General features: G+C 65.0%; 22 protein-coding genes and 2 pseudogenes. 13 read left to right on the top strand and 11 right to left on the bottom strand.

Translation table 11 applies throughout. The features are described 5' to 3' along the window. The first annotated feature begins 31 nt into the window (after positions 1–31). Positions 32–1,003, top strand: coding sequence for a bile acid:sodium symporter family protein (locus GBZ48_RS22660; protein WP_174473075.1), 972 nt, complete (start codon positions 32–34; stop codon positions 1,001–1,003). Positions 1,004–1,124: 121 nt separating this feature from the next. Here GBZ48_RS22660 and ggt read toward each other — a convergent pair whose 3' ends face one another. Beyond that, entirely contained in the window at positions 1,125–2,873 is a 1,749-nt protein-coding gene (gene ggt, locus GBZ48_RS22665) for a gamma-glutamyltransferase (RefSeq protein ID WP_174473076.1), read from the bottom strand. A gap of 120 nt (positions 2,874–2,993) precedes the next feature. On the opposite strand from ggt, the gene GBZ48_RS22670 reads away from it, so the two are divergent. Then, complete coding sequence (locus GBZ48_RS22670; RefSeq protein ID WP_174473077.1) at positions 2,994–3,725, top strand: FadR/GntR family transcriptional regulator; 732 nt, start codon at positions 2,994–2,996, stop codon at positions 3,723–3,725. A gap of 223 nt (positions 3,726–3,948) precedes the next feature. Here the strand turns inward: GBZ48_RS22670 and rnk are convergent, their stop codons facing one another. The 4 genes and pseudogenes from rnk to GBZ48_RS22685 all read right to left on the bottom strand — a co-directional run. Then, entirely contained in the window at positions 3,949–4,497 is a 549-nt protein-coding gene (gene rnk / locus GBZ48_RS22675; protein ID WP_246307386.1) for a nucleoside diphosphate kinase regulator, read from the bottom strand. A 483-nt stretch (positions 4,498–4,980) separates the two neighbouring features. Beyond that, positions 4,981–5,130, bottom strand: coding sequence for a helix-turn-helix domain-containing protein (locus GBZ48_RS36390; RefSeq protein ID WP_246307392.1), 150 nt, complete (start codon positions 5,128–5,130; stop codon positions 4,981–4,983). 99 nt (positions 5,131–5,229) lie between these two features. After that, positions 5,230–5,394, bottom strand: a pseudogene (locus GBZ48_RS36395) (transposase); the annotation flags it as partial. A gap of 55 nt (positions 5,395–5,449) precedes the next feature. Further along, positions 5,450–5,620, bottom strand: a pseudogene (locus GBZ48_RS22685) (Tn3 family transposase); the annotation flags it as partial. A 285-nt stretch (positions 5,621–5,905) separates the two neighbouring features. On the opposite strand from GBZ48_RS22685, the gene GBZ48_RS22690 reads away from it, so the two are divergent. The 6 genes from GBZ48_RS22690 to GBZ48_RS22715 all read left to right on the top strand — a co-directional run bounded on the left by GBZ48_RS22690 (position 5,906) and on the right by GBZ48_RS22715 (position 11,645). Next, positions 5,906–7,180 (top strand): M20 family metallopeptidase, encoded by a 1,275-nt coding sequence (locus GBZ48_RS22690; protein ID WP_174473078.1) that lies wholly within the window; start codon positions 5,906–5,908, stop codon positions 7,178–7,180. A gap of 139 nt (positions 7,181–7,319) precedes the next feature. After that, on the top strand, positions 7,320–7,976 hold the full coding sequence (locus tag GBZ48_RS22695; RefSeq protein WP_174473079.1) for a trimeric intracellular cation channel family protein: 657 nt from the start codon (positions 7,320–7,322) through the stop codon (positions 7,974–7,976). A gap of 316 nt (positions 7,977–8,292) precedes the next feature. Then, positions 8,293–8,739, top strand: coding sequence for a DDE-type integrase/transposase/recombinase (locus GBZ48_RS22700; RefSeq protein ID WP_209798509.1), 447 nt, complete (start codon positions 8,293–8,295; stop codon positions 8,737–8,739). A gap of 727 nt (positions 8,740–9,466) precedes the next feature. After that, complete coding sequence (locus GBZ48_RS22705) at positions 9,467–10,126, top strand: TetR/AcrR family transcriptional regulator (RefSeq protein ID WP_174473080.1); 660 nt, start codon at positions 9,467–9,469, stop codon at positions 10,124–10,126. A 36-nt stretch (positions 10,127–10,162) separates the two neighbouring features. Further along, positions 10,163–10,882, top strand: a complete 720-nt coding sequence (locus GBZ48_RS22710) for a TetR/AcrR family transcriptional regulator (protein ID WP_174473081.1) — start codon at positions 10,163–10,165, stop codon at positions 10,880–10,882. A gap of 88 nt (positions 10,883–10,970) precedes the next feature. After that, positions 10,971–11,645, top strand: coding sequence for a TetR/AcrR family transcriptional regulator (locus GBZ48_RS22715; RefSeq protein WP_174473082.1), 675 nt, complete (start codon positions 10,971–10,973; stop codon positions 11,643–11,645). 61 nt (positions 11,646–11,706) lie between these two features. On the opposite strand, the gene GBZ48_RS22720 is transcribed toward GBZ48_RS22715, so the two are convergent. The 6 genes from GBZ48_RS22720 to GBZ48_RS22745 all read right to left on the bottom strand — a co-directional run bounded on the left by GBZ48_RS22720 (position 11,707) and on the right by GBZ48_RS22745 (position 16,671). Beyond that, a complete protein-coding gene (locus GBZ48_RS22720) occupies positions 11,707–12,132 on the bottom strand; it encodes a hypothetical protein (RefSeq protein WP_174473083.1) in 426 nt (141 codons plus the stop codon). A gap of 386 nt (positions 12,133–12,518) precedes the next feature. After that, positions 12,519–13,148: a PqiC family protein gene (locus GBZ48_RS22725; protein WP_174473084.1), complete on the bottom strand. Its 630-nt coding sequence runs from the start codon at positions 13,146–13,148 to the stop codon at positions 12,519–12,521. After that, positions 13,145–14,815, bottom strand: a complete 1,671-nt coding sequence (locus tag GBZ48_RS22730) for a PqiB family protein (RefSeq protein ID WP_174473085.1) — start codon at positions 14,813–14,815, stop codon at positions 13,145–13,147. Before GBZ48_RS22730 ends, GBZ48_RS22725 begins: the two co-directional genes overlap by 4 nt. Further along, a complete protein-coding gene (locus GBZ48_RS22735) occupies positions 14,805–15,437 on the bottom strand; it encodes a paraquat-inducible protein A (RefSeq protein ID WP_174473086.1) in 633 nt (210 codons plus the stop codon). The genes GBZ48_RS22730 and GBZ48_RS22735 overlap by 11 nt, the downstream gene beginning before the upstream one ends. Next, positions 15,434–16,057 (bottom strand): paraquat-inducible protein A, encoded by a 624-nt coding sequence (locus tag GBZ48_RS22740; RefSeq protein WP_174473087.1) that lies wholly within the window; start codon positions 16,055–16,057, stop codon positions 15,434–15,436. The genes GBZ48_RS22735 and GBZ48_RS22740 overlap by 4 nt, the downstream gene beginning before the upstream one ends. Next, the gene (locus GBZ48_RS22745; protein WP_174473088.1) at positions 16,057–16,671 is read right to left on the bottom strand and encodes a TetR/AcrR family transcriptional regulator; all 615 of its coding nucleotides are present in this window, start codon (positions 16,669–16,671) and stop codon (positions 16,057–16,059) included. Before GBZ48_RS22745 ends, GBZ48_RS22740 begins: the two co-directional genes overlap by 1 nt. A gap of 251 nt (positions 16,672–16,922) precedes the next feature. Here GBZ48_RS22745 and GBZ48_RS22750 point away from each other — a divergent pair, with 251 nt between their 5' ends. From GBZ48_RS22750 to GBZ48_RS22770, 5 genes are all read left to right on the top strand, one after another. Then, positions 16,923–18,956, top strand: coding sequence for a methyl-accepting chemotaxis protein (locus tag GBZ48_RS22750; protein ID WP_174473089.1), 2,034 nt, complete (start codon positions 16,923–16,925; stop codon positions 18,954–18,956). 242 nt (positions 18,957–19,198) lie between these two features. After that, complete coding sequence (locus GBZ48_RS22755) at positions 19,199–21,409, top strand: DUF3141 domain-containing protein (RefSeq protein ID WP_174473090.1); 2,211 nt, start codon at positions 19,199–19,201, stop codon at positions 21,407–21,409. Positions 21,410–21,426: 17 nt separating this feature from the next. Further along, the gene (locus tag GBZ48_RS22760; protein ID WP_174473091.1) at positions 21,427–22,059 is read left to right on the top strand and encodes a TetR/AcrR family transcriptional regulator; all 633 of its coding nucleotides are present in this window, start codon (positions 21,427–21,429) and stop codon (positions 22,057–22,059) included. Positions 22,060–22,226: 167 nt separating this feature from the next. After that, positions 22,227–23,300, top strand: a complete 1,074-nt coding sequence (locus GBZ48_RS22765) for an efflux RND transporter periplasmic adaptor subunit (protein WP_174473092.1) — start codon at positions 22,227–22,229, stop codon at positions 23,298–23,300. Then, positions 23,297–26,404 (top strand): efflux RND transporter permease subunit, encoded by a 3,108-nt coding sequence (locus GBZ48_RS22770; protein WP_174473093.1) that lies wholly within the window; start codon positions 23,297–23,299, stop codon positions 26,402–26,404. The genes GBZ48_RS22765 and GBZ48_RS22770 overlap by 4 nt, the downstream gene beginning before the upstream one ends. Positions 26,405–26,420: the final 16 nt, after the last annotated feature.

A 26,420-nucleotide genomic window follows, 5' to 3' on the forward strand; every position in this document is an offset into this window, starting at 1 on the left:
GCGCCTGCGAATTGCAACCGAATGGAATGCGATGATAAAGCTTGACCCGTTCCTTGTATTGATGATCGCGGCCGTCGCCGTAGCGAGCGTGTTTCCAGCAACTGGCCAGGCAGCGCAGATCGTGGATTGGCTGGGCACGGCGGGGGTCATGTTGCTCTTTTTCGGGCATGGCGCGGCACTGTCGCGCAGGGCCATTCTGGGCGGACTGAAGCAATGGCGGTTTCATGGCTTCGTCTTCACCACCACCTTCATCATTTTTCCGCTCATCGTCCAGCCGCTCCGGCTATTGCCCAACGCCCTGCTGCCTGCCGATCTGAGCCTCGGCTTCATCTATCTGGCGGTCCTGCCGTCCGCGGTGTCGTCGTCCATCGCCTACACGGCACTGGCGAAAGGCAACGTGCCGGCGGCAGTATGCAACTCGGCCGGCTCCAACGTGTTCGGGCTGTTGCTGACGCCGATGCTGATGGCGCTGTTCATCAGTTCGACGGCCGCGGGATCGGTCGAACTCGACCGCGTCCTGGGCGATGTCGTGTTCGAGCTTCTCCTGCCCTTCGCGGCCGGCCAAGCCATCCATGGCCGTGTGGGTGGGTTCCTCACCGCCCGAAAGCATTGGCTCGACAACTACGATCAATCGGTTATCGTCCTCATAATCTACGCCGCCTTTTCCAAATCGGTCACTGTGGGTCTGTGGAAGGTGTTGCCGGTGGAAGCGCTGCTGTTTGCGGCTTGCCTGTGCACCCTTCTTCTTCTCGTCGTGCTGGCTTTCACCATCCACGGGTCCCGCCTGCTCGGCTTCCGGCGCGAGGACGAGATTGCGGCGGTGTTCTGCGGGTCGAAGAAAAGCCTGGCTTCCGGCCTGCCGCTGGCGCAGGTGATCTTCGCCGGTTCAAGCGGCTTCGGAATGATCATTTTACCGATCGTGCTCTACAATCAGATCCAGATCCTGATCGGCGCCATTCTTGCCCGCCGCTACGCGACAAAGGCCGGCTTTCCAGAACCCTGAAGAGGGTGGTGGGTCGTGGGGGCCGCAAGGTCGCCTGCGGCCCGGCCGTGGGAACATCTACGGCCGGCCCCTCCCAAGCGACCGGCCATTCAGGTCGACAATGCCCGTTGCTGCCGCGACATCAATAGCCCGCCGCCGAGCCATCGCCGCGTGGGTCCGTGGCGCCGTACAGCACACCGGTGGCCGGTTCAATGAGGATCGCGCCAGCGTGCCCCATCGCATCCGTGAAATTCTCAATGACGTTCACGGGGTGGCCTCGCCGTTTTAGGTCGTCGGCGACGGCGGTGGGAATGCGGCCTTCCAATTTCAGGTCGTTGGACCATGCGCCCCAGGTCCGGCCATGCAGCCAACGTGGGGCGTCGATCGCGTCCTGCGGCGTCATGCCGAAGTCGACGATGCGGGTGACGATGGCCGCCTGGGTTTGAGGCTGTCCCTCGCCTCCCATGGTTCCGTACACCAGGAACGGCTTGCCATCTTTCAACAGCATTGCCGGGTTCAACGTGTGGAAGGTGCGCTTGCGCGGCTCCAGCCGGTTGACGTGAGTGGGATCAAGGGTGAAGAAGCTGCCACGGTTCTGGAGCAGGATGCCGGTTCCCTTCGGCACGATGGCGGAGCCGAAATCATGGTAGACGCTCTGGATCATCGACACGGCGTTGCCGTCCTGGTCCACCACGCCGAACCAGACGGTGTCGCCTTTGGGATCCAGCGGCTTCACGTTTGTGGCCGCCTTGTCCATGGCGATCCGAGCAGCCTGATCCTTGCCGTGCTGGGTCGACAGCAGCTCATCGACGGGAATCTTCACGAAGTCCGGGTCCGACAAGTATTTGTCGCGGTCGGCGAAAGCTTGCTTGGTCGCCTCCACGATCAGGTGATAGTAGTCGGCCGACCCCTCGCCAAGCGCCTTCACGTCGTAATTGTTCAGAATGTTGAGGATGGCGAGTGACGCCATGCCCTGCGTGTTGGGGGGCAGATTGTGGGCCGTGAATCCACGGTAGCGCACCTGGATGGGTTGTACCCAGTCGGCCTTGTGGTCTGCGAAATCCTTCAACGTCAGGATACCGCCATTCGCCTGAAGGTCGGCAACGATCTTTTCCGCGATCGCGCCGCGGTAGAAGACATCGGCGCCACCCTCTGCGATCATCGTGAGGCTTTCGGCCAGGTCGGGCTGTTTCAGCACTTCGCCTGTCGTGAAGGGCTGACCATCGGCGCGCAGAAAGACGCGGCGAAACTCGTCAAAACGCTGGAGGTTGTGGAACTCCTTGTCCGCGGTGTCGGTGTCGACCTTTGACCAGAAATCGAGGCTGGGTGTGACGGCGAAACCCTCTCGGGCGTAATGAATCGCCGGCTCCATCAGCCGCTTCCAGGGCAAGCTGCGGCTCATGGTTTCCTTGGCGTAGCGATAGGCTTCATCCCAGCCCGAAATGGCGCCCGGCACGGTGGTGACCGCCTGATAGCCGCGGGCTGGAATCTTCTCCAACCCTTTGCTGGTGTAAAAGGCGATATCGGCCTTCTCGCCGGCGCGTCCACTGGCATTCAGGGCCTTCAGTTCGCCGGTCTTGGCATTGTGGATGAGCCAGAAGTTGTCGCCGCCGATGCTGGTCATCTGCGGATAGACGACGGAAAGCGTCGCCGCCACCGCGATCGCGGCATCCACAGCGTTGCCACCGTTGCGCAACACGTCGAGACCGGCCTGGGTGGCTAGATAATTCGAGCTGGTCACCATTCCATGCGTGGCCATGGGATCAATGCAGCGTGATGGCGTGTCGCAGTACCGGCCGGCGGTGTCAAAGGCCAAGGCTGGTGCCCCACCGGCGGAAAGCGTGATGCCGACAACCAGCAGGCTCATCATCAATGATTTTGGTTCGGCCATGTGTCCTCACTATCGGAACGCCAGAGCGAAGGTCGCCCCCGCAGGGAACGATGGACTAGCTGATGATTGGTTTGCTAAATGGTTTAGTGAAGGTGCTTGGGCTCCGGACGGGAGAGGACCATGGGCGCGCGATCTCACCGGGCTGCCGATCTGGAGCGGCTGCGGCAGTTCCTTCGGGAGCAGGGCTGCATGCCGCATGACCGGTTGCCTCCCGAACGCTCTCTTGCCCCACTCCTGGGGATAGGCAGAACAACCCTGCGGGCTTGCCTGGAGGCGCTGGAGGCTGAAGGCTTGGTCTGGCGCCATGTTGGACAGGGTACTTTCTACGGCCCACGCCCCGTTCATGAACCGGTCCGCACGTCCCTGCTGGTAACGATGACGTCGGCTTGGGATCTGATGAACGCCCGCCTGACCATCGAGCCAGGAATCGCTGCGGCGGCGGCCCTGACGGCGACACCCTCCCAAATTGATGCCCTGCGCGCCTGCATCGAGGAGGGAAGGAGCGCCCGCGACCTTTTTGCCTGCGAACGGGCGGACAACCGGTTTCATACCACGCTGGCGCGGACGACCGGGAATCCGGTCCTCATCAGCTTTCTGGAATTCGTGTCGGGTGCCAGAAGCCGTGCGCCATGGCAAAGGGAGTGGGGCCAGACCTATCGCCACATCGGCGATGATGAGTTCCGAGGGGAGCACAGCGACCAGCACCAAGCCATCGTGGACGCTATGGTCCGCCGGGATGCGGACCAAGCGCGAGACATGATGAGCGACCATCTGGCGACCATACAGTCCGCCATGCAGTCCGCTTCCACCAAGCGGCCAGTGAACATGGATCTCGCGCCTCCGGTCCGTTGACTGTGGATCGGCATCCAACCTCAGCCCTACGAACCGGCAGGATATGTCGTTGATTTCAAGATAAGGATTCCCTGTCGAGAGTGGCCCTGCACGGACGCCGATGAAGAGCCACCCGCTAAGCGCCTTCTTTCGTCAAATCAATGACATAGCAGAAGGTTGGTGCTGACCGAGATTGGATGCTGATCCGCACCCGCGGCGATACTTTTACCCCTCGGGGTGTAGATCAGGCGGCAATGGCGCCCTGACCTTCCGCGGGACGTTCGACGGCCAGAACCGTGAGAGTCTTCGCCTCGTCCTTGCGAGTGTACCATGTGATGGACTGCCCGCTCGCGACGCCGATGAGGGCCGCGCCAATGGGGGTCAATACCGACACCCGACCGGCCGCGAGATCGGCGTCATGCGGATACACCAGGGTGACAGTGCGCTCCAGACCGGTCATCTCGTCCCGAAACGCCACGCGTGCGCCCATGGTGACCACCGCAAGCGCGATCTCGCTGGCATCGATCACCGCAGCACGATCCAGTTTGGCCGTAAGATACTCGTAAACGTCGGGCAGTTTATCGGAGGCAGCCTCGATCAATGCCAAAAGGCGGTCATGGTCAGTGGCCTTCAGCACGATGGGCGGAAACTGGTCTGCGGGACGCATCAAAGTCTTCCTTTGTTTTTCCCAGTAAGCACATGCACCAACCACCCGGTCGCGCCACCCGGTCGGCGCTTCATCGGTCATGCAGCGGTTGGACACAGCTAGCCCGGCGGCCGCATGGACGCGCATCGGGCGGATCTCATGAATTCGGAGATTGGGTTGGCCCCGGACGGTCAGGGGGCCTTGCCTCAGGCGACCAGATCCGGGGCGAGCGAGCCTGCGTGAACGCGGCCTGCACGCAGGAAGTTACGGACATGGCGGAAAGACAGGGTCATGATTGGGCAAATTTGGACAGGTTCGCTTTAGAATTCAAGGGGCAACGAGTTGACGGTGCCCCTGCGGGAGCAGTTCGCGGCTCAGGGTGTTGCAGGAAGCCCTGTTCGAATGGAAGGTGAGACACCGCGGTTGGAGTGTCTTGCCAGCTACAACCGCATCGACATTGCACTCGACTCGCCCCCTTTCCATGGTAGGACAATGACGGCGGAATGCCCATGGATGGGAATCCACGTCGTGACGCTGCGCGGTGACCGGTAGGCCGGCTGCCTTGGACAGAGCGTTCTTGCGGGAAATTGGTGCAAATTCCATCCCGCGACCGCGGTCTAGAGTCTGGGATCAGTTGTCTGAATGCGACGCAGTGCCGTGTTTGCGCAGTTTGGCGTAGAGGTTTGTGCACGATAGGCCGAGCCTCCGGGCGGCTTCAAGCTTGTTACCCCGGCAATCCTCAAGGCCTTCCAGAATGAGCGACCGTTCCAGTTCGTCCATGGCGGCGGCCAGGGACCGCTTCCAGTCGGGTGGGGCAGGCGGCTGAATTACGGCGCTCGGAAGGATGTCCGCGAAATCCTCGGCCCTGATGCGCTCACCTTCAGGACCGCCGACCAACTGATCAGCCGTGCGCACCAGGATTGTTTCGAGCGGAGCCGTGTCCCAGGAGCGGCTGGCGATGGAGTTGTGTAGCTGGTCGTAGTCGCCGGGCGTCAGCTCGGCGGTGATCGGCTGAACGCTCTTGCGTTCCGTCCGGCCATACAGGGGGTGACGCCATAGAACGGACGAAAATATACGTTAAGCGGACAAAGTTGGAACATCATGCGGCCAGGAGTTCGGTGGGCGCACGCAATGGGCGATAGCCAACCGTGCTTGGCATACGGTTCGCGCTCCAGAGATAGTCGCCGGTCAGGTTGATGTGTTCCCATCCGAGCGGCGCGAGATGGCTCAGCAACTCTTCGGGATTGCGCTCGCCCCCGCCGCGCCGGACCAAATCACCGACGGCGTCTCCATAGTCGGGTGTCTTCATAGTCGATGGCGTTTATATGGATGGAGTCGGAAACCGCGATCCAGTTGTTCCCTGTGGCGTGAATGGTATGGCGCTCAACGATCGGAGCGCCGTCGATCGCCAAATCGTGGAGGAGAAGATGTCGTTCTACGGCCCGGGCGGCAGCGGCTTCGGGAATGTCGGCATCGCCAACGGCCCCAGGAGCGACGTGCAACATCCGCGCATTCCGGTGGCCGTCATACCAGAGAGCACGAAGAGGAGCCAATCATGGCTGAACAGACCCGCTCGAAAAGCGCTTCCGCCATTCTGGGGGGCATGAAGATCCTTCTGCCCGATGTCGAGGCGCTCTACAAGGACATCCACGCCCATCCCGAGTTGTCGATGCAGGAGACGCGAACGGCGGGCATCGCCGCCGACAGGCTCGCGCAAGCCGGCTACGAGGTTACGGCCGGGGTCGGCAAGACGGGGGTGGTCGGGCTGCTTCGCAACGGCAAGGGACCGACGGTGATGCTGCGCGCCGATATGGATGCACTCCCTATCGCCGAGAACACCGGCCTTGCCTACGCCAGCAAGGCCACCGCGATGGACCCCGAAGGGAACACGGTTCCGGTGGGCCATATGTGCGGCCACGACATGCATGTAGCCTGGCTGGTCGGCGCGGCGACGCTGCTGTCGCGGGCGCGCGACGCCTGGAAGGGCACGCTGATGGCCGTGTTTCAACCGGGCGAGGAAATCGCGCAGGGCGCCCAAGCAATGATCGATGACGGTTTGCTTGACCGCTTTCCCGTGCCCGACGTCGTGCTTGGCCAGCATGTCATGGTCGGCCCCGCCGGCACCGTTGCCGGAAGCGCCGGGCCGATCACCTCCGCGGCGGACAGTCTGCAGATCCGGCTGTTCGGGCGCGGCGCGCATGGGTCGATGCCGCAAGCCAGCGTCGATCCCGTCGTCATGGCGGCGTCCGTGGTCATGCGGCTTCAGACCATCGTGTCCCGCGAGGTCGCCGCGACCGACGCGGCCGTGGTCACGGTCGGCGTGGTGCAGGCGGGCACGAAGGAGAACGTCATTCCCGACGATGCCATCATCAAGCTCAATGTGCGAACGTTCGATGCCGGCGTGCGAAAGCACGTGCTTGCCGCGATCGAGCGGATCGTCAATGGGGAGGCCGAAGTCGCCGGCGCGCCACGCAAGCCGGAAATCACGCCACTCGACCGCTACCCGCTCAACGTGAATGACGAGGCCGCCAGCAACCGCATTGCCGAGGCGTTCCGCGGCTACTTTTCTCCCGATCGGGTGAAGCACACGGGTCCCGCCCCAGCGAGCGAGGATTTCGGTTGCTTTGGCACCGCGTGGCAGGTGCCTTCGGTGTTTTGGTTCGTGGGCGGTAATGACCCCAAAACATACGCCAAGGCCAAGGCCGCGGGGAAGCTGAACGAACTGCCGGTCAATCACAACCCTCAGTTCGCACCGGTCCTGCATCCCACCCTGGAGACGGGGATCGAAGCATTGGTCGTCGGCGCGCTGGCATGGCTTGAAACGACCTGACGGTGTTTGAATGACGAGTGTGGTGGGGAGAAAAAGACCGCAGTGTGCTCACCACGCCTCGGTTGTTCAGATTTCATGAAGTCGTTTCGCGCTTGCGTTTCGACGTGTCGGTCTTCTCGGTTGGAACGGCAGGATCGTCATGGAAACCTTCGTGCATGTTCTCGACCTGATCGGGACCTTCGTGTTTGCTATCAGTGGGGCGGTGGCTGCCGTCAACCGGCGCCTCGACATTTTCGGCACTCTCGTCCTGTCGTTCGTTGCCGGAAATTTTGGCGGGGTCGCCCGTGATCTGGTGATCGGCGCGGTCCCGCCGGCCGCTTTGACTGACGGGCGATACTTGCTGGTTTCCGTCCTGGCGGGGCTCATCACCTTCTTCTGGTATGCCGGCGTTGATAGGCTGCGCAGCCCCGTACTCCTGTTTGACGCAGCGGGGCTGTCGCTCTTCGCCGTCGCTGGTGCGCAGAAGGCACTCGGATTCGGACTCAATCCAGTGATGGCTGCCCTTCTCGGCATGTTGACCGGCATCGGAGGGGGGATTGCACGCGACGTTCTTCTCGCGGAAATCCCCCAGGTTCTGCGTTCAGACCTGTATGCCGTAGCCGCCTTGACCGGCGCAGCCGTCGTCGTGATTGGCAAGATGCTCGATCTTTCCTACGGCGTCTCCGCTCTGGCCGGAGCGGCCTTGTGCTTTGGCCTTCGCTTCATGGCGATCCGACATCATTGGAATTTGCCTGTCGCCCGTCATTCGCCGACGTCGCGCGCCGAGAACGGCCCGGAAGATGAGAAAACGCGCTGACTCAAAGCCGCGCACGCGCAGTAACTACGGTCAGCCGGTTCCGTCAGGTCTCGCGCCGAGGTGAGCGAGTAGGTGCAGAGAGCCCGTCCTCCGGCTCCGTGTTGGTCAGGCGACAGCGAGCATATCGCGCAGGGCGGCGACCCTCAACATCACCCGCGACATGCGGGGTGAGGCGCGCCTCGTTGAACGCGCCTTCAACGTCGGACCCTGCGCGCTCGCCGAGGCCTTGCAGTTCATCAGCCAGCAGCTCGAACTCCAGGACGCATAGTGTCGGCGGTGATGCCCGTATTCATCATCTCGCGCCCGCCGGCAAACTTTGCAACAGAGCCTCTGGCGCGCCGTCGATCAGCACGGCGTGGTGCTTGATATCCTGGTGCAGAGCCGGCGCAACACCAAGGCCGCCAAGCGTTTCTTCAAGAAACTCCTGAAAGGCTTGCGCTACGTGCCGCGTGTCGTCGTCACCGACAAGCTGAAGTCCTATGCCGCCGCCAAGGCCAAGATCATCCCCGGAGTCGAGCACCGGCAAAGTCGGTATCTCAATAACCGCGCCGAGAATTCACACCAGCCGACCCGCCAACGCGAACGGCGGATGAAGCGCTTCACGTCACCGCGCCAAGCCCAGCAATTCCTCTCCTCCCATGGCCCCATACACCAGCACGCCCACCCACGTCGACATCGCATGAGCGCCGCTGACTATCGCGCTTACCGGGCTGACGCCTTCGCCGTCTGGCGACAGGAAACGTGTGCCCGCAAGACGGCATGATAGGCGTCGGCGGGCTGCTGCAGGCGCCCCCTTGGTCTCGATTAAGTTAATGTGACGATGCCCGCCAGTGGGCTCGAAAGTTCGGCCCCGAGATCGCCACCCGGTTGCGCCGACGGGCGCCGCGCCGCGCCGGGGCGACAAGACCCCATGTCTGCTGGGCTGAGGATGGTGGTCCGTCTCGCGATGTGCACCGTTCGAGGGTTGCTCCGGCTCATCGCCGGCGCCTTGCCTCATGCACAGGAGACGGACCGTGGAAGATCCTATCACGTTCATTGGCCTGGATGTTCACAAGGCGACGATCGCCATCGGTGTCGCCAGCGAAGGGCGTTCCGGCGAGGTGCGGTTTCTCGGCGAAATTCCAAACCGGCCGGCCGCTCTGGCACGCATGGTCGAGAAGCTCCTCAAGCAACATCCTGGGCGACTATCCTTTTGCTACGAGGCAGGCCCATGCGGCTACGCTATCCACCGGCAGCTTCGGCAATCCGTAGGGTCCGGCCTTACCAGTTCCTATGAGTATCAGCCCTACAGACGATCGGTTTTACCGACGGAATCTGGGGCGCACACCAGAAGACGTGCCGATCAGTCGCCATACCGCTCGGGCTGCTGCAATTATCTCCGGTCTCTGTTTTCTCCCGCCATCCCGATCCATTGACGGGACATGAGCTTCCGACTAAGCTGTCTAATGAACGCGTTCAGTGAACATGTTCAGAAAGAGGGAGCCATCATCATGCCCAAGCGGTTCCGATGTGAGGATCAGCACGGCCGCATTCACCGCAACACCCTGAGCACCGCCAGGGAGCTGTTCGACAGTGCAGGAATCGAGGCTGTTTCAATGCGTGCGCCCAAGGTACGGGTGGGGGTGTCCGGTTCGGCGCGGTCCCCCTGCTTCCCGACTACGCACGATCTGCTGCGCGTCTTGTGGCGGGATGCGATCAGCGAACTGCATCACCGCATGCAGGGGATCTCGGACAGCGAACCCGATCCCGTCGCAGCTGTCCGGGCGCTTGCGCACGCCTATGTCGAATTCGCTGCGGAGAAGCCTGTCCGCTTCAAAATGCTGTTCGTTACAGCTCAAGAGGATGCAGGGAGCTTGAACCTACGCGCAGCTGCCTACGAGATCTTCCGGCAGCGTGTAGCCGAGATGTTCGACAACGAGCAGCTGGGGTCCGGTGATTCGGACCTGGCCGCTCAGACGCTGTGGGCGGAAATCGCCGGGAGAGCATTGCTGGCGGCATTCGTCAATGCACATGAGGCTGGATGGAGCGGCCAAGCCGATACTACCTACGGCATTGAGGCGCCGCGTCACGGTTCCACGATGCTTGCTGGCCGCTCCGGGTTCGATTATCAGGTCAGCGGTGAGCTGGGACTGCGTCAGCTGCGCGCCTGAAGGCAGCGCGTTTCAAAGCAAGTGTGGATTATCATCATGCCCAGACAGCCCCAGAGCGAAGAACAGCGCGACAGCGTCCAGCGCCGCATCCTGAGCGCCGCCCAGGCTCTGTTCGACAGCACCGGGATTGAGGCTGTGTCGATGCGTGCGCTCGGTGCACGGGTGGGGCTGTCGGCTTCGGCGTTGTACGCCTATTTCCCGACCAAGCGCGATCTGCTGCGTGCCTTGTGGTGGGATGCGGTCAGCGAACTGCATCACCGCATGCAGAACATCTCGGACAGCGAATCCGATCCCGTCGCGGCAATCCGGGCCATCGGGCGCGCCTATGCGGAGTTCGCGGCCGAAAACCCTGTTCGCTTCAATGTGCTGTTCATCATCGACCAAGGGGAGTTGGCGGAAGAGCTGAAGAGTTCGGGTGTCCGCGCAGCCGCCTATGAGCTTTTCCGCCAGCGTGTCGCCGAGGCGATCGAGCGTGGGCGGTTGCGGCCCGGCGATCCCGATCTCGCCGCCCAGACTCTGTGGGCAGGCATCCATGGCGTGCTGACACTCACCAATTCCTCGGCCAGCTTTCCATTTCTGCCGTCCACGCTCCTGATCGACACCGTGATGGACGCGATCCTGGCTGGCCTGAATACAACCTCGACCGATGAGAGGGCGGGGGGAAAAGCCGTTCGGGTAAAGGCGGTCGTCAGAAAAGTCTACGGCCCGACATCCGACGGTCATTCGCAGCATACCGGGACATCGTCCGAAGGGTGAAGAGGCTTGGTATGCCTCCCGAATGGCGCGGCTGGACGGGATCGGATCGGAAACTTTGACTTTATATGATACTGTACCGTACAGTTAAATGTCCGAGTGCAGTGGCCTTGCGAGTTTCGCCCAGGCCAAAGGGGTAAGTTTTTCCATGCGTATGAAGACGGAAGCCAAGCGCGAGGCCATCCTCGATGCCGCGACGCTGGAATTCACCGAACGCGGATACGAGGGAGCGTCGATGTCCGCCATCGTGGCTCGCCTCGGCGGATCGAAGCAGACGCTCTACAGCTATTTTCCATCGAAGGACGACCTGTTCGTCGAGGTGATGGTGCGAACCATTACCCAGCACGCAGCCTCTTTGCAGGCTGACATGATGGACATCACCGATGTCGCAGTCTCGCTGCGTCGGTATGGAGAGCGTTACCTGAAGGTTCGCCTTTCACCGGAAATGGTCAGTCTGGCGCGGCTGGTGTACGGGGAATCCGGCCGGTCGGACGTCAGCCGGCTTCTCCATCTGCGCGGCAAAATGAAGGTGACGAACGATGTCGGGCAGTTTCTGGCAACCGCCATGAAGGACGGCCGGCTTCGTACCGCCGATCCGGATGTCGCGGCGCTGCATTACATGGCGCTGCTCGATGCGGAACTGTTCGAGCCGGTCGTTCTGCGGGTCAGGGAACCGGCCACCGACGAGGAAATCGCGGCGGCGGTCGACCGGGCGATGGGCGTCTTCATGGCCGCCTATGGGCAACCGGGAAGCGGCCGCTTCTAATCCGGTAGGCGGGTGGGGACATTCCGGCGAAGCCGCTGTCCCCGCCCGTATTGGGGAGCGATCACGGGATCATCCCACATTCGAAGAGCTTGGTCGTCACCGGCGTCGCCACTTTGCTGATGAATTCGGCGCGAACCTGCGGGTCGCTGCGCAGCATTTTCGCAAGCTCCTGTGTCATTTCCGGCTTCGGTTCCGATTTCATCGTTGCCAACTGATCGCACGACAGAGATTGGACATGTTCCGCGACCCTTTTCGCAACGATATCCGACAGAGTGCGCTGCTCTTGCGACTGGTTCTCCGGTGGGCGCTGGTCCGGTAGACGTGTCTGTGCCGGGCGCTGTTGCTGCAATGCCTGCAACTGCTGCTCAATGGCTGGCGGCGGCCCGTTCGTGGGGAAGGTGATGGGCGGCAGTGGCAGAACCTGCGCGATTGCGACAGGGATGGTCATGGCAAACGCTCCAAGCGCGATGAAAAGGGCATGTTTCATCAGACTGCTCCAGACAGACCTTGAGATTGGCACGAGCGGGTCACATCGCGAAAAACAGCGCGAGATGAACGGCAATGATGAGGAACGAGGCCACGAATTCGGCAAGAAGACGAAGGGACGTCATGGCATTCACCTGATGGCAGGGGAAGGCGAGCGGCAGTCCGCCACCGGACAGGTGGCGGGGGCGCCCGCATGAGGAACCGGGACGCGATGGTCAGCGACGACGTCCGGCCTGTCATGTAGGACGAGCTTGGTCGGGCATTGCCGCTCCGGTTCCTTGAAAACGCGTTCAATGAACGCGTTCTGAAAATAAATTAGACCTGCCGTCGGCTGCTGTCAACGAAGGAGTGGCGAAGCCCGGTCCCCTGCGGCCGGGCGTCCGCCGGTCAACGGCTCTCGTCCGGACAGGGCAGCCCTTGCCCAGCCGCGACATGGCGCAGGCTGTCGCCGATCCGGTCGGCCAGACGGCGGCTGGCGGCGGACAGCGTGGCGGCGGCGGCGGCGGCATCACGGCCATCCACCGGCTGGCGGCCGGCCCATCGGCAACCTTGCACCGCGCCGTCGGGCAGGCGCCGCAGGGTCCAGGAAGCGTCGATCATCGCGGCCCGGCCCGGCACCGCCTCGAAGCGGTCGAGCCGGACGGCCAGGCGGAAGAGCGGCAGCGTGACCGCCGAACCGGACACCGGCGCCTGATAGGTGTCGGACGCCCTTGCGGTCTTCCACAGGCCGTCGGACAGAATCTGCCGCAACTCGTCGCCGATGGGGGACAGCCAGCGTTCGGATTCCATCACCGTCACCCGTCCCGCCTCGTCGGTGAGCACCAGATTGCTTCGCGTCAGGGACTCGGGAACGGCGACGGGCAGGATCTCCACCAGCATCCGCGCCTGTCCCGAGGCGGGAAGGGCGTCGTCCGGACGGGACAAGGCGTGATAGTGCGTCGGCGGCGAGATGCCGCAGCCGGCCGGCAGGGCGAGGCAAAGGGCCAGGAGAAGGCTGCGGGTGCAGGTGCGTGTCATCGGGTCGTTTCCTTCTTGCCTCGCAGCAGGGATTCCGGGCTGCGGTCGAGTCCATCGGTCAGTGCCTTGACGGAGCGGGTCGCATCGGCCACACCGCGCAATGCTTGGCGGACCTCCTGCAGCAGCGGCGAATCGCCGGCGATGCATCCCTGGATGGTGGCCAGCGTCTGCCGCAGGTCGCGGATTGCCAGACGGACTTCCGGCATGGTGTCGTGGTCGGCGCGCCGGGCAAGGCCGCCGAGCTGCGTCACGGTGGCTTCGGTCGCCACCATCAGGCGATGGGCGTCCTGGCCGAGCGTGTCGAAGGGCAGCGTGTCGAGCTTGCGCAGGATGTTCTGCACCTGCTGCTGCATTTCCTGCAGGTCGCCCGGAACGGTCGGCAACTCCATCGGATTGCGGCGCGGATCGAACTGTGCCGGAGACGCCTGGGGAAAGAAATCGACGGCGACGTACAACTGTCCGGTCAGCAGGTTGCCCGACCTCAGCTGAGCCCGCATCCCACGCTGCACGAGATCGGCCAGCAGGGCCCGGCGACGATCCTGCGGCATGTTCTCGGGAAATACGTCGCGGACCCGTCCCAGCCGCTGGGGATAGACGTCGATCCGCACCGACGAGACGAAGTCGGTGCCGGCGGGGTCGTATTCGACACTGACCGATCGCACCTGTCCGATCTCCACGCCGCGGAAGTCGACGGGTGCGCCGGCGCTCAGGCCGCGGATGCTCTGCTGGAAATGCAGGACAAGGGACTCGGGTGCGCCATCGGGCGGTTTCAGGGCGTCGACCCTGTCGGCGGCCAGATTGAACTGCGCGCCCTCTTCGGCGGCCTGGGCCGCAGGCGACTGGGCCGATCCGCTGGTGTCCGGGCTCTCGAAGGCGATGCCGCCCAGCAGGATGGTTGCCAGGGACTGGGTTTCCAGCTTCAGTCCCGACGCATCCATCCTCAGGTCGACGCCGCTGGCATGCCAGAAGCGGCTGTTGGTGGTGACGAAGCGCTCGTAGGGTGCCTTGACGAAGATGCCCATCGTGGTGCGGCGGCCGTCTGGATCAAGGGCGAAGCTCTCCACATGGCCGACCTGGACCCGCCGGAAGAACACCGGCGACCCGATGTCGAGCGAACCGACATCGTCGGCATGCAGGATGAAGCGGCGGCCCGGCATGTCGGACGGCACCACGGGGGGCTCCTCCTCGCCGACGAAGGCGTTGCGGGCCTCATGGCCCTGACCGCCATCGACGCCGATGTAGGCTCCCGACAGCAGGGTGCCCAGGCCCGAGATGCCCGATCCGGCCATGCGCGGGCGCACCACCCAGAAGCGGCTGCCGGCGACCGCGAACGGAGCCGCGTCCTTGGCGAGGCCGATGGTCGCCACCACCCGCGTCCGGTCGGCGCTGAGCGCCAGTCCGGTCACGTCGCCGATGTCGACGTTCTTGTATTTCACCTTTGTCTTGCCGGGCTCGATGCCCTCGGCCGAGGCGAAGGTCACGGTGACGGTCGGGCCGCGCTGCCACATGGCCTGCGCCACCAGCGACAGTCCGATCAGAGCCGCGACGATTGGAATGATCCAGACCAGGGAAACCCTGCCGTGGCGACGGTCCCGCACCGGCGGTCCGGCGATCTCCGGTTGCGCGATGGAGGGATCGGCCGCGGCCGTTTGCGTATCAGTGTTCATGACTTGATGGTCCGCTTGCATCCCACAGGAGACGGGGATCGAAGCTGGCGGCGGCCAGCATGCTAAGGACGACCACGGCGCCGAAGGCTGCGGCGCCGGGTCCGGCTTCGATGGTGGCGAGGGTGCGGAAGCGCACCATGCCGACCATCAGGGCGATGACGAAGATGTCCAGCATCGACCAGCGTCCGGCCAGCTCCACCACCCGGTACAGCCGTCCCAGCCCATGCGGGCCGGCGGCGCCGGGGCGGCGGACGTTGAAGGCCAGATAGGCCAGTGCCCCGAGCTTGATCAGCGGCACGAGGATGCTGACGCTGAAGATCAGCAGAGCGAGCCCCGGCGATCCGGACGTCCAGAAATAGACCACGCCGCTGATGATCGTGTCGCGCGACGAACCCAGCATGCTGGAGGTCTGCATCACCGGCAGCAGGTTGGCGGGGACATAGAGGATCGCGGCGGCGATCAGCAGGGCCCAGGTGCGGGACAGGCTGTCGGGCTTGCGCGGACGGACGGTGGCTCCGCAGCGTGGGCAACGCTCTGCATCGCTGCCATTCCCGGCGCTTGGCCGGCAAAGCCGACGGCAGCATCGGCATGCCCACAGGCCACGGGACAGGGCGGTGGTCATGCCGCCCCCTTCCGTCCGGCGGGCAGCTGCCACAGGCAGCGTGGATCGTAGGACAGCACCGCTGCCAGCAGCACCGTCAGCGCGATGAAGGCCCACAGAGCCACCCCCGGCACCACCTGGGCCAGATGCGACAGCTTGACAAGGGAAACGAGCACCCCCAGCATCAGCACCTCGATCATGCCCCAGGGACGTACCTGCTGGATCAGCCGCAGCAGCGGCGCGAAATAGGCCGGCCGCCGACCGGTCAGCACTGCCGCCAGCAGGGCGGTCATGGCCAGCAGATCAGCCAGGGGGGCGAGTAGTCCGGTGGCAAACACCAGCGCCGCCACCATCTGGCGATCCTCCCTCCAGAGGGCGAGGATGGCATCCAGCAGGGTGGCCCTGCTGATGCTGCCCTGCACGCGCAGCTCCAGGATGGGACAGGCGTTGGCCAGCAGGAAGGCGATCAGCGCCGCCATCACCAGCGCCAGCATCTGGTCCGGCCGCCAGTATGGCGAGCGCAGGATGACGGTGCCGCAGCGAACGCACCGCGCCTTTTCCCCGGGCCGCAGCGGCAGGTCGATATGGAGCCGGTCGCATTCCGGACAGGCCATCAGCCCTGACTCAGGGGCGGCGGTCATCACGCATGCTTTCCTTCGCGGCCGTAGCCGGCCAGGAATGCATCGACCGCCCGGTCGACGGCCGCGGCGATCTCATCGTTTGCCGCCGGTTCCCGGACGCGCAGCACCACCGGTTCGAACAGTTCGGCATCGAGCAGCGCCAGATAATGCAGTGCTGCGACGGCCGGGTCGGCGACCCGGAGCCGGCCCTCCTCCATGGCCGCCGTCAGAAAGCGGCCGATGTCCTTCGCCACCTTCAACTTGCCGCGGGGGTGGAGCAGCCGGCTGACGTCCGACCGGCCGGATTCCCCGAACACCAGCCGCGCCAGACTGACCATTTCCGGTGAAAGGCGGATCTTCAGATAGCGTTCCCCATGCCGTTGCAGCGATCCGGGGACATCCGCGGTGTCTTCCAGATCTTCCCGCGGAGTGGTGACATGCCGGTCGATGATGCGGGCCATCACTTCGACGAACAGCTCGTCCTTCGATGGGAAGTAGCGGTAGAGCGTCTGCTTCGACGCCCCGAGCCGGCCGACGATGGCCGAAATCGACGCTCCCTCGTAACCGCGTTCTGTGAATTCCAGGGTCGCGGCATTGAGAATGGCGTCGCGCTTGGTTTCCGTCTTCCTGCGCATGGGGCTCCTCATTTCCTGAACCGTCCTGTGTGCTCGACATCGAGCATGGTCTTGACCGCGTCAGTCGCCAATGTTAGACCGTACGGTACGGTTTGACAAAAGAATTTGACCTGCCCCCAGTCGCGCCAAACTGCGCCCCGACGCTGCCGAAGCCGCAAGTCCGCCCTCAGGGTGGATTGCGGCGTTGCGCGTCATCGGCTTTTGCGGTGTTTCGCGGCGGGCGGTGCGGGTCGTCGATCAGGAGTGCCGACATGTTCGCCCGTATAAAGATATCCACACGGATCTACGGTGGTTTCGCCGCAGCCCTCCTCCTGCTGCTGACCGTCGCGGCGGCGACGGTCCCGGCGCTGAGATCCGCCCACCAGCACATGCTCGCCTACTCCGCGGTCGGCGAGAATGCGGTGCGCGTCGCGCTGATCACGGCTAATGTTTCCGAAGCACGCCGCAACACCGTCATCGTCGAAACCCGCGGCGATGAGGCGGCGTTGCAGGTCGAGCAGCGCATGCGGGAGCAGCTGAGCGAGGTGCTGCCGGCTGCTGTGGCGGCCAGCAGCGATGCTCGGCAGCACGCCAACCTCATGCGGATGCGCGAGCTTTTCGATGCCTATTTCGCCGGCTTCGACAAGGTGGTGACGCTGCAGCGGCGCAAGGACGCGCTGACGTCGCATCTCGCCGACACCGGGCGCAGAGCGGTATCGATGCTGGGCGAGGTGACGCGCAATGCCGTCAATGACGGCGACCTGTCCGCGGCGATGGCGACCGGAGAGGCCGAGCGGACCCTGATGCTGGCGCGGCTGGCGGTCAGCCGTTTCGATGCCGATCCGGACTTGGAGCGGGCCCATGAGGCCGAAAACGGCACGGCGCAGGCCGTCGCCGCGGCTTCCGCGCTGGCCCGGAATGCGCAGCCCGCCTCCCGTGCCGGGGCGGTCGGTGAAATCCAGCGGCTGGTGACGGACTACAAGGCAACGGCGGTCGAGACGGTCGCCGCTACCCTGGAGCTGAACCAGCTGGTGTTCAGGGACATGGCCGCCCTGGGTGCGGAGTTTGCCACCCTCGCCGCCGATACCGAGGACATCCAGTCCCGCATCCTGGCGGAACAGCGAGACGGCGTTTTCGCCGACATGAAGTCGAGCCTGCTGGCGGCCGGATCGATCACCGCCGCCGCCCTGCTGGTCAGTCTGATCCTGTCCACACTGCTCGCCAGGGATATCGTCAATCCGTTGCGCGGAATGACGGCGGCCATGACGCGCCTGGCCCAGGGTGATCGGACTGTGGAAATCCCCGCCCGCCACCGCCGCGACGAACTTGGCGAGATGGCCGCTGCGGTGCAGGTCTTCAGGGACAATGCCCTGCGCATGGAGGAACTGGCCGCCGCCAACGAAGTGCAGAGGTGCGAGACGGAGGAGGCACGGCAGGATGCCTTGCGCGGCATGGCCGCCCGGCTCCAGGGGCAGGTGGGCACGGTGGTCGACGGCCTCACCATGGCGGCGGCCCATCTGCAGGCGTCGTCGCAGCAGATGACGGCCGCCGCCCGGGACACCATCGGACGGGCCGGCGCGGTTACCGAAATTTCCGAACAGGCGTCCGGCAACGTCCAGACCGTCGCGGCGGCGGCCGAAGAACTGGCGGCCTCCAGCAACGAGATCGCCAGCCAGATGGAGCGGTCGCGCGATGTCGCCCTGCGCGCGGACAGCGAAGCCGTCCGCACCTCCACGCTGATCGGCCGGCTGTCGGAGACCGCAGGCAGCATCGGTGCCATCGTGGCGCTGATCAATGACATCGCGCGGCAGACCAACCTGCTCGCGCTGAACGCCACCATCGAGGCGGCCCGGGCGGGGGACGCCGGCAAGGGCTTTGCCGTCGTCGCCTCCGAGGTGAAAAGCCTCGCCACCCAGACCGCCCAGGCCACGGAGGAGATCGCCGCCAAGATCACCGCGGTGCAGGACGGCACCGGAGAAGCGGTCTCGGCCATCGGTTCGATCACGGCGGTGATCCGGGAAATGAGCGAAATCAATGGGTCGGTGGCGTCAGCAGTCCAGGAGCAGACCGCAGCCACCGCCGAGATCGCCCGCAACGTCGAACAGGCCGCCATGGTCACGCGGGAGGTGACCTTGCACATCTCCGGTGTCGGGACTGCCGCCAGTGAGACCGGAGAGGTGGCCAACCAGATCAGCGACCTCTCCGCCGGTCTTCTTCATGACGCGAAAACGCTCAAGAACGAGGTCGACCGCTTCTTGGAGGGGGTGCGCAACGATGCCGGGCACCGGCCGCCTGCCGCCGGCTAGACCGGGGAAAACTTTACTGGACCGTCCGGTACGATTTCATTTGACGCTCACCTTTTTAAATCATACCGTACGGTACGGTAATAATGGTTCCGGCGGTCTTCGGCTTCCGCTGCGACAGTGCCGGACCGGAATTCCCTACGAACATCGAGCAGGAACAAGAATCGCCCGGAGTCTTCGCGTGTGCCGGGCATGCGCCGACCATCCGGGCCTTTCCGAACGTGGTCAGGGAATTGGAGTTGATCATGCTGGAACGTCAAAAGCAGGAATTGCCCTCCGCCGATACGGTGCAATCGCCTTGGCAAGTGGCCCTGCGCCCACTGCAGGATGCCGTCGACTTTGCGTTGGACGGAGCGCAGCGAACCGTCCTGTTCTGGGATGTGATGCGCCGGCGGGGAAACCAGTATCTGGACCATGCGAGCCAGGATGCGCCGCATGTGCTGCATTTCAATGGCGAGGTTCTGATCGACGGACGGATGCTCGACCGTCCGGTGAATTATGGTCTGGTGCGCATCGATCCGCCGGCGGATGCGCCGCCGACCGACCGGCGCGCCCGTCCGGTCGTCGTCGTCGATCCGCGGGCCGGCCACGGGCCGGGCATCGCCGGCTTCAAGGCCGACAGCGAGATCGGCATGGCGCTGAAGGCCGGCCATCCCTGCTATTTCATCGGCTTCCTGCCCGATCCGGTACCCGGACAGACGATCGAGGATGTGGCCGCCGCCGAGGCTGTGTTCCTGGAGGCGGTGATCGCCCGTCACCCCGAAGCCGAGGGCAAGCCCTTCGTCATCGGCAATTGCCAGGCCGGCTGGGCGGTGCTGATGCTGGCCGCGCTGCGGCCCGAGCTGTTCGGCCCGATCCTGGTGGCGGGATCGCCACTGTCCTATTGGGCCGGGGTGCATGGCCGCAATCCGATGCGCTATTCCGGCGGCCTGCTCGGCGGCAGCGCCCTGACCGCTCTGACTGGCGACCTCGGGGGCGGCCTGTTCGACGGCGCCTGGCTGGTGCAGAACTTCGAGAACATGAACCCGGCGAATACCTTGTGGTCCAAGCCCTATGGCCTCTATGCCCGGGTGGACAGCGAAGAGGCGCGCTATCTCGAATTCGAGCGCTGGTGGGGCGGCCATGTCCTGCTCAATGCCGGGGAGATGCAGTGGATCGTCGACAACCTGTTCGTCGGCAACCGCCTGTCCACCGCGCGGATCGTCACCGGCTCCGGCGAGATGGTGGATCTGCGCAACATCCGCTCGCCGATCGTCTGCTTCTGCTCCGACGGCGACAACATTACCCCGCCTCAGCAGGCGTTGGGCTGGATCCTCGACCTCTACGCCGATGTCCGCGACATCCGCGCCCATGGGCAGACCATCGTCTACAGCGTTCATGCCAATGCCGGGCACCTCGGCATCTTCGTGTCCGCCGCGGTGGCGCGGAAGGAGTATGCGGAGTTCGTCCAGAACATCGACTTCATCGACTGCCTGCCGCCGGGCCTCTACGAGGCGGTGATCCGGCCCCGCCCTGACGGTGCCGATCCGGGGCTGGGCGACCACATCGTCAGCTTCGAGGAACGCACGCTCGACGACATCCGGGCGTTTGGCTGCAACAGCCCCGAGGACGACCGCGCCTTCGCCGCGGCGGCACGCCTGTCGGAGATCAATCTCGGCCTGTATCGCACAATGCTGCAGCCATGGGTGCGCCTGATGACGCTGGAGCCTCTGGCGGCTGCGGTGCGTGCCCTGCACCCGTCACGCCTGCCCTACGAGATGGTGAACGACCGGACACCCGGCGCCGCGATGCTGGCAAGTGTCGCCGAAACGGTGCGCGAGCATCGCCGGCCTTGCGCGTCCGGCAACCCCTTCCTTGCGGCGCAGGAGCGGCTGTCCGACCTCATGGAGACGTTGCTGAACGCATGGCGTGACCGGCGCGACCGGACCGCGGAGGAGATGTTCTTCGCGATCTATGGATCACAGGCGATGCAGGCTGTGCTCGGCCTCTGCGGTGCGGCGGAGTCCGCAGCGCGCCGCCCCGCCATCGATCCCGCGCATGAACGCTACGTGCGTGAACGCATCGACGATCTGCGCCGCCGGATCGCCGATGGCGGCCTGCGCGAAGCGGTGACCCGTGCCGTTCTGTACGCATTGGGGGCGACCGCAAGTGCCGACGAACGCACCTTCGCGATGATCCAGCGCCTGCGCGCCCAGGATCCGGAGGAGCAGACGCTGGACGTCTTCAAGGAGATGCTGCGCGAGCAGTTCTTCCAACTGCTGATCGACGAGGAACGCGCGGTCGATGCGATCGGTGCCATGCTGCCCTCCGATCCCGCCACCTGCAACGCGGCGTTCGAAACCGTGCGGCAGGTTGTCGGTGCCGACGAATGCGACAGCCCGGAGAGGGGTCAACGGCTTGTCCGGCTTGAGGTGCTGTTCCGCAGTCATCAGAACGGCCCCGCCAAGGCGGCGTGACGGCGGGAGCGGCCCGGATGAGCATCGAAACCACCTCCCTCCCGGCCAGATGCGATCCCAGGACCGATCGCATCCTGGCCGCATCGGAGCGGCTATTCCTGGAGCTTGGCTACACCGCGACCTCGATGAGCCTGGTGGCGCAGCGTGCGGCCGTGTCGAAGACGACGCTCTACACCCGGTTCTCCTCGAAGGAGGAGCTGTTCGTGGCGACGATCCAGGCTGCCTGCCGCCAGTATGGAACGGACTTCGTTCCGGACGATGTGGCCGACCTGCCCCTGGAGGAGGCGCTTTACCGGGTCGCCCGGCGTCTCGTCGATCTGTTGTGGTCCCCGGACACCATCATGATCCGCCAGTCGGCCCTGAGCGAGGCGCCGCGCATACCGCTGGCGGGGCATCTCTATTGCCAAGCCGGACCGCAACGGATCGTTTCCGCCCTGACCATCCTGTTCGCGCGGCTGTCCGGCCGCGGCTGCGTCGGCATCGCGGATCCGGCCTTCATCGCAAGACAGTTCCTGGCAGCGCTTTCAGGCGGTTTTCACTCCGTTCCGGAATTGGGAATTGCCGGTCCGCCGTCCAAAGCGGAACGCGATGATTTCACCCGCAAGGCCGTGACCCTGTTCATCCGGGGTCTCTGCAAAGGCGCTGCCTGAGCTTGGTTCACCGGGCCGCCGCCGCTTGCGATCCGGTGACCGCGAAACCTCCTCCGAACCCGACATCCCGATCGGACATGCGCTCCACACTTCGGCTCCCCACTGCGGTGCTTGCTGACCGCATTGCGAGCGGACTGAGACATTTTCCAAGTCAGGAAGCAAAGACGATGCATATATCCAGGATCGCAGCGGTCAGCGTCATAGCCGCCGCCCTTGCGGGCTGCCAGGAGCATGCGCCACCCGAACCCGCCGTCCGGCCTGTCCGCGCGATCACGGTCGAGCGCAATGTGCAGGGCGCCCCGGTGACGCTGACCGGGCAGGTGCGGGCGCAGGATCAGGCCAACCTGTCCTTCCGCCTGGACGGCCGGCTGTTGGAGCGGCGCGTCAATGTCGGCGATCTCGTCCAGCCGGGACAGGTCGTCGGCAAGCTCGATCCGCAGATTCAGCAGAACTCCCTGCGCCAGGCACAGGCCGGGCTGTCGGCGGCCCAGGCGCAGCTGACCCAGGCCCGCAACGCCTTCCGGCGCCAGCAGGAGCTGCTGAAGAATGGCTGGACGACCAACGCCAGCTTCGATCAGGCCCAGCAGGCGCTCGACTCCGCCGAGGCCCAGGTCACCTCGTCCCGTGCGCAGCTGCGCAATGCCGAGGAGATGCTGAGCTACACCGACCTGTTGGCGGATACCGCCGGGACCGTCACCGCGACCGGTGCCGAACCCGGCGAGGTGGTGCGGGCCGGGCAGATGGTGGTGCAGGTCGCCCGCCAGGGCGGTCGCGATGCGGTGTTCGACGTGCCCTCCCAACTCATCCGCACGGCACCGCGCGATCCGGTCGTCGCGGTGTCGCTGGCCGACGATCCGTCGGTGATGGCGGCCGGCCGTGTCCGCGAGGTCGCCCCGCAGGCCGATCCCACCACCCGGACCTTCCAGGTCAAGGTCAGCCTGATCGATCCGCCGGACGCCATGCGGCTCGGGGCCACCGTGGCCGGCCGCATCCGGCTGAGCCCGCCGGAGGGGGTCGAAGTTCCGGCCAGTGCGCTCACCCAGTCGAACGGCCAGCCGGCCGTCTGGGTCTTCGATCCGAGAAGCCAGACCGTTTCCCTGCGCAGCGTCGAGATCTTCCAGCACGAGCCGTCAAGCGTGGTGATCTCGCAAGGGCTGGCGGCCGGCGAGGCGGTGGTCACCGCCGGTGCGCAGGTGCTGCGTCCCGGGCAGAAGGTCCGCCTGCTGGGAGGTCAGTCGTGAAAAGCCTGAACCTGTCGGAATGGGCGATCGGGCGCCGGTCCCTCATCGCCTTCTTCATGCTGGTGCTCACCGTCGCCGGCATCGGTGCCTATACCCGGCTCGGCCGCAACGAGGACCCGACCTTCACCATCAAGACGATGGTCGTGCAGGCGCAATGGCCGGGGGCGACCATCAACGACACGCTGAAGCAGGTCACCGAGCGGCTGGAGCGCAAGCTGCAGGAAACGCCCGGTCTCGATTACCTGCGCAGCTATACGACCGCCGGGCAGTCGACGATCTTCGTCAACCTGAAGGGATCGACGCCCGCCGCAAAGGTGCCCGACATCTGGTATCAGGTGCGCAAGAAGATCGGCGATATCCGCGGCACCCTGCCCCAGGGCATCGTCGGGCCGGGCTTCAACGACGAGTTCGGCGACACCTACGGCATCGTCTACGGCTTCACCGCCAACGGCTTCTCGCATCGCGAGCTGAAGGATTATGTGGACGATGTGCGGTCGCGCCTGCTCCAGGTGCCGGACGTCTCCAAGATCGACGTGCTCGGCGCCCAAGACGAACGCATCCATGTGGAGTTCTCGACCGAGCAGCTTGCCGGAATGGGCATCGACCGCTCGGCGCTCATCAACGCCCTCCAGGCGCAGAACGCCGTCACCCCCGCCGGCGTGATCCAGACCGGCGACGAGAAGATCATGCTCCGCGTCACCGGTGCCTTCCGCTCCGAACAGGATGTTCTCGCCGTCAACTTCGTCGCCAACAACCGCATCATCCGGCTCGGCGACATCGCGCGCGTGACCCGCGGTCCGGCGGATCCGCCGCAGCCGGTTTTCCGGGTCAATGGCCAGGACGCCATCGGGCTGGCCATCGCCATGCGCGACGGCGGCGATGTCCTGGCGCTGGGGCACAACATCGAACATGCGATGGCCGACATCGTGAAAGAACTGCCGGTCGGGGTCGGGGCGACGCTGGTCGCCGAACAGCCCGCCACCGTCGAGCATGCGGTCGACGAATTCATGGAGGCGCTGTGGGAAGCCATCGCCATCGTCCTGGCCGTCAGCTTCGTCAGCCTCGGCACGCGGGCGGGTGCGGTGGTGGCATGCTCCATCCCGCTGGTGCTGGCCATCGTCTTCGTGGCGATGGAAATCCTCGGGATCGATCTGCAGCGCGTGTCGCTGGGGGCCCTCATCATCGCCCTCGGCCTGCTGGTCGACGACGCGATGATCACCGTGGAAACCATGGTCACCCGGCTGGAGCGGGGTGACGGCAAGGAGAAGGCCGCCACCTTCGCCTATACCTCGACCGCCTTTCCGATGCTGACCGGCACGCTGGTCACCGTGGCCGGCTTCGTGCCCATCGGCTTCGCCCGCAGTGCGGCGGGCGAGTACACCTTCTCGATCTTCGCCGTCGTCGCCATCGCCCTGATCGCCTCCTGGTTCGTCGCCGTCCTCTTCTCGCCGCTGCTGGGCGTCTGGATCCTGAAGAAGCCGAAGACGCATCATGACGAGGAAGGCGGTCCGCTCATGCGTGCCTTCCGGCGCCTGCTGGACCTGGCGATGCGGGCGCGTTGGGTCACGATCGCGCTGACGCTGGCGATCTTCGCGCTGGGCCTGTACGGCGAGCGCTTCGTTCCCCAGCAGTTCTTCCCGTCCTCCGACCGGCCCGAACTGCTCGTGGATCTGAAGCTGCCGCAGAACGCCTCGATCGAAGCCACACGGGATTTGTCGGCCCGCCTGGACGGCATCCTGTCCAAGGATCCCGATGTAGAGCGCTGGAGCACCTATATCGGCCGCGGGGCCGTCCGCTTCTACCTGCCGCTCGACGTCCAGCTTCCCAACGACTTCTTCTCCCAGGCGGTGGTCGTCACCAAGGGGGCGGAGGTGCGCGACCGGGTGAAGGCGCGGCTGGAGCAGGCACTGGAGACCGAATTCCCCAGCGTCGTCGGGCGCATCTATCCCCTGGAGCTGGGACCGCCCGTGGGCTGGCCGCTGCAATACCGGGTGAGTGGTCCCGATCCCGAGAAGGTGCGGGGGATCGCGTTGCAGGCCGCCCGGATCATGGCCTCCGACGGTACCGTCCAGAAGGTGAACTACAACTGGTTCGAACCGGCCCGCACCGTCCAGATCCGCGTCGACCAGGATCAGGCCCGCCTGCTGGGGCTGAGTTCCCAGGGGCTGGCCCAGACGCTGAATGCCGTGGTCACCGGCGTGACCGTCACCCAGATGCGCGACGACATCTATCTCGTCGATGTGCTGACGCGGGCTTCGGCCGAGCAGCGCGTGTCGCTGGCGACCATCCGGTCGCTTCCCGTCCCCCTGCCCAACGGCAAGACCGTTCCGCTGAGCCAGCTCGCCTCCATCGAGTATGGCCAGGAACTGCCGTTCATCTGGCGCCGCGACCGCAAGCCGACGCTGACGGTCCAGGCCGACGTCGCGGCAGGCGCCCAGCCCGCGACGGTCGTGGAGGCGCTGGCGCCGAAATTCGCCGAGCTGAACGCCTCCCTGCCGGCCGGCTACCATGTGGATGTCGGCGGGACCGTGGAGGAAAGCGCCAAATCGCAGGCGTCGGTGATCGCGGTGGTGCCGGTGATGCTGCTTCTGATGCTGACGATCCTGATGATCCAGCTCCAGAGCTTCAACCGGCTGTTCCTGGTGCTCAGCGTCGCACCGCTGGGGGTGATCGGCGTCGTCGCGGCGCTGCTCGCCTCCGGCAAGCCGCTCGGTTTCGTCGCGATCCTCGGCGTGCTGGCGCTGATCGGCATGATCGCGCGCAACTCGGTCATCCTGATCGACCAGATCGAGATCGAGAAGGCGCACGGGCATCACCCATGGGATGCGATCGTCATCGCGGCCACCCATCGCTTCCGTCCGATCCTTCTCACCGCGGCGGCGGCGATCCTCGGCATGATCCCGATCGCGCCGACCGTCTTCTGGGGACCGATGGCCTACGCCATCATCGGCGGCTTGGCGGTGGCGACGTTGCTGACGCTGGTGTTCCTGCCGGCGCTGTACGTCGCCTGGTTCCGGATCGAACGGCCGCGGCCGGATGCGCTCCCTCCGCATGCCGACACCCATCGGCCGCAGCGGGAGGAAGCCGCTTTGCTCGAGGGATGAGCCCGAGCGGACCCTG

The sequence above is a fragment of the Azospirillum melinis genome (assembly GCF_013340935.1).
Classification (GTDB): Bacteria; Pseudomonadota; Alphaproteobacteria; order Azospirillales; family Azospirillaceae; genus Azospirillum; species Azospirillum melinis.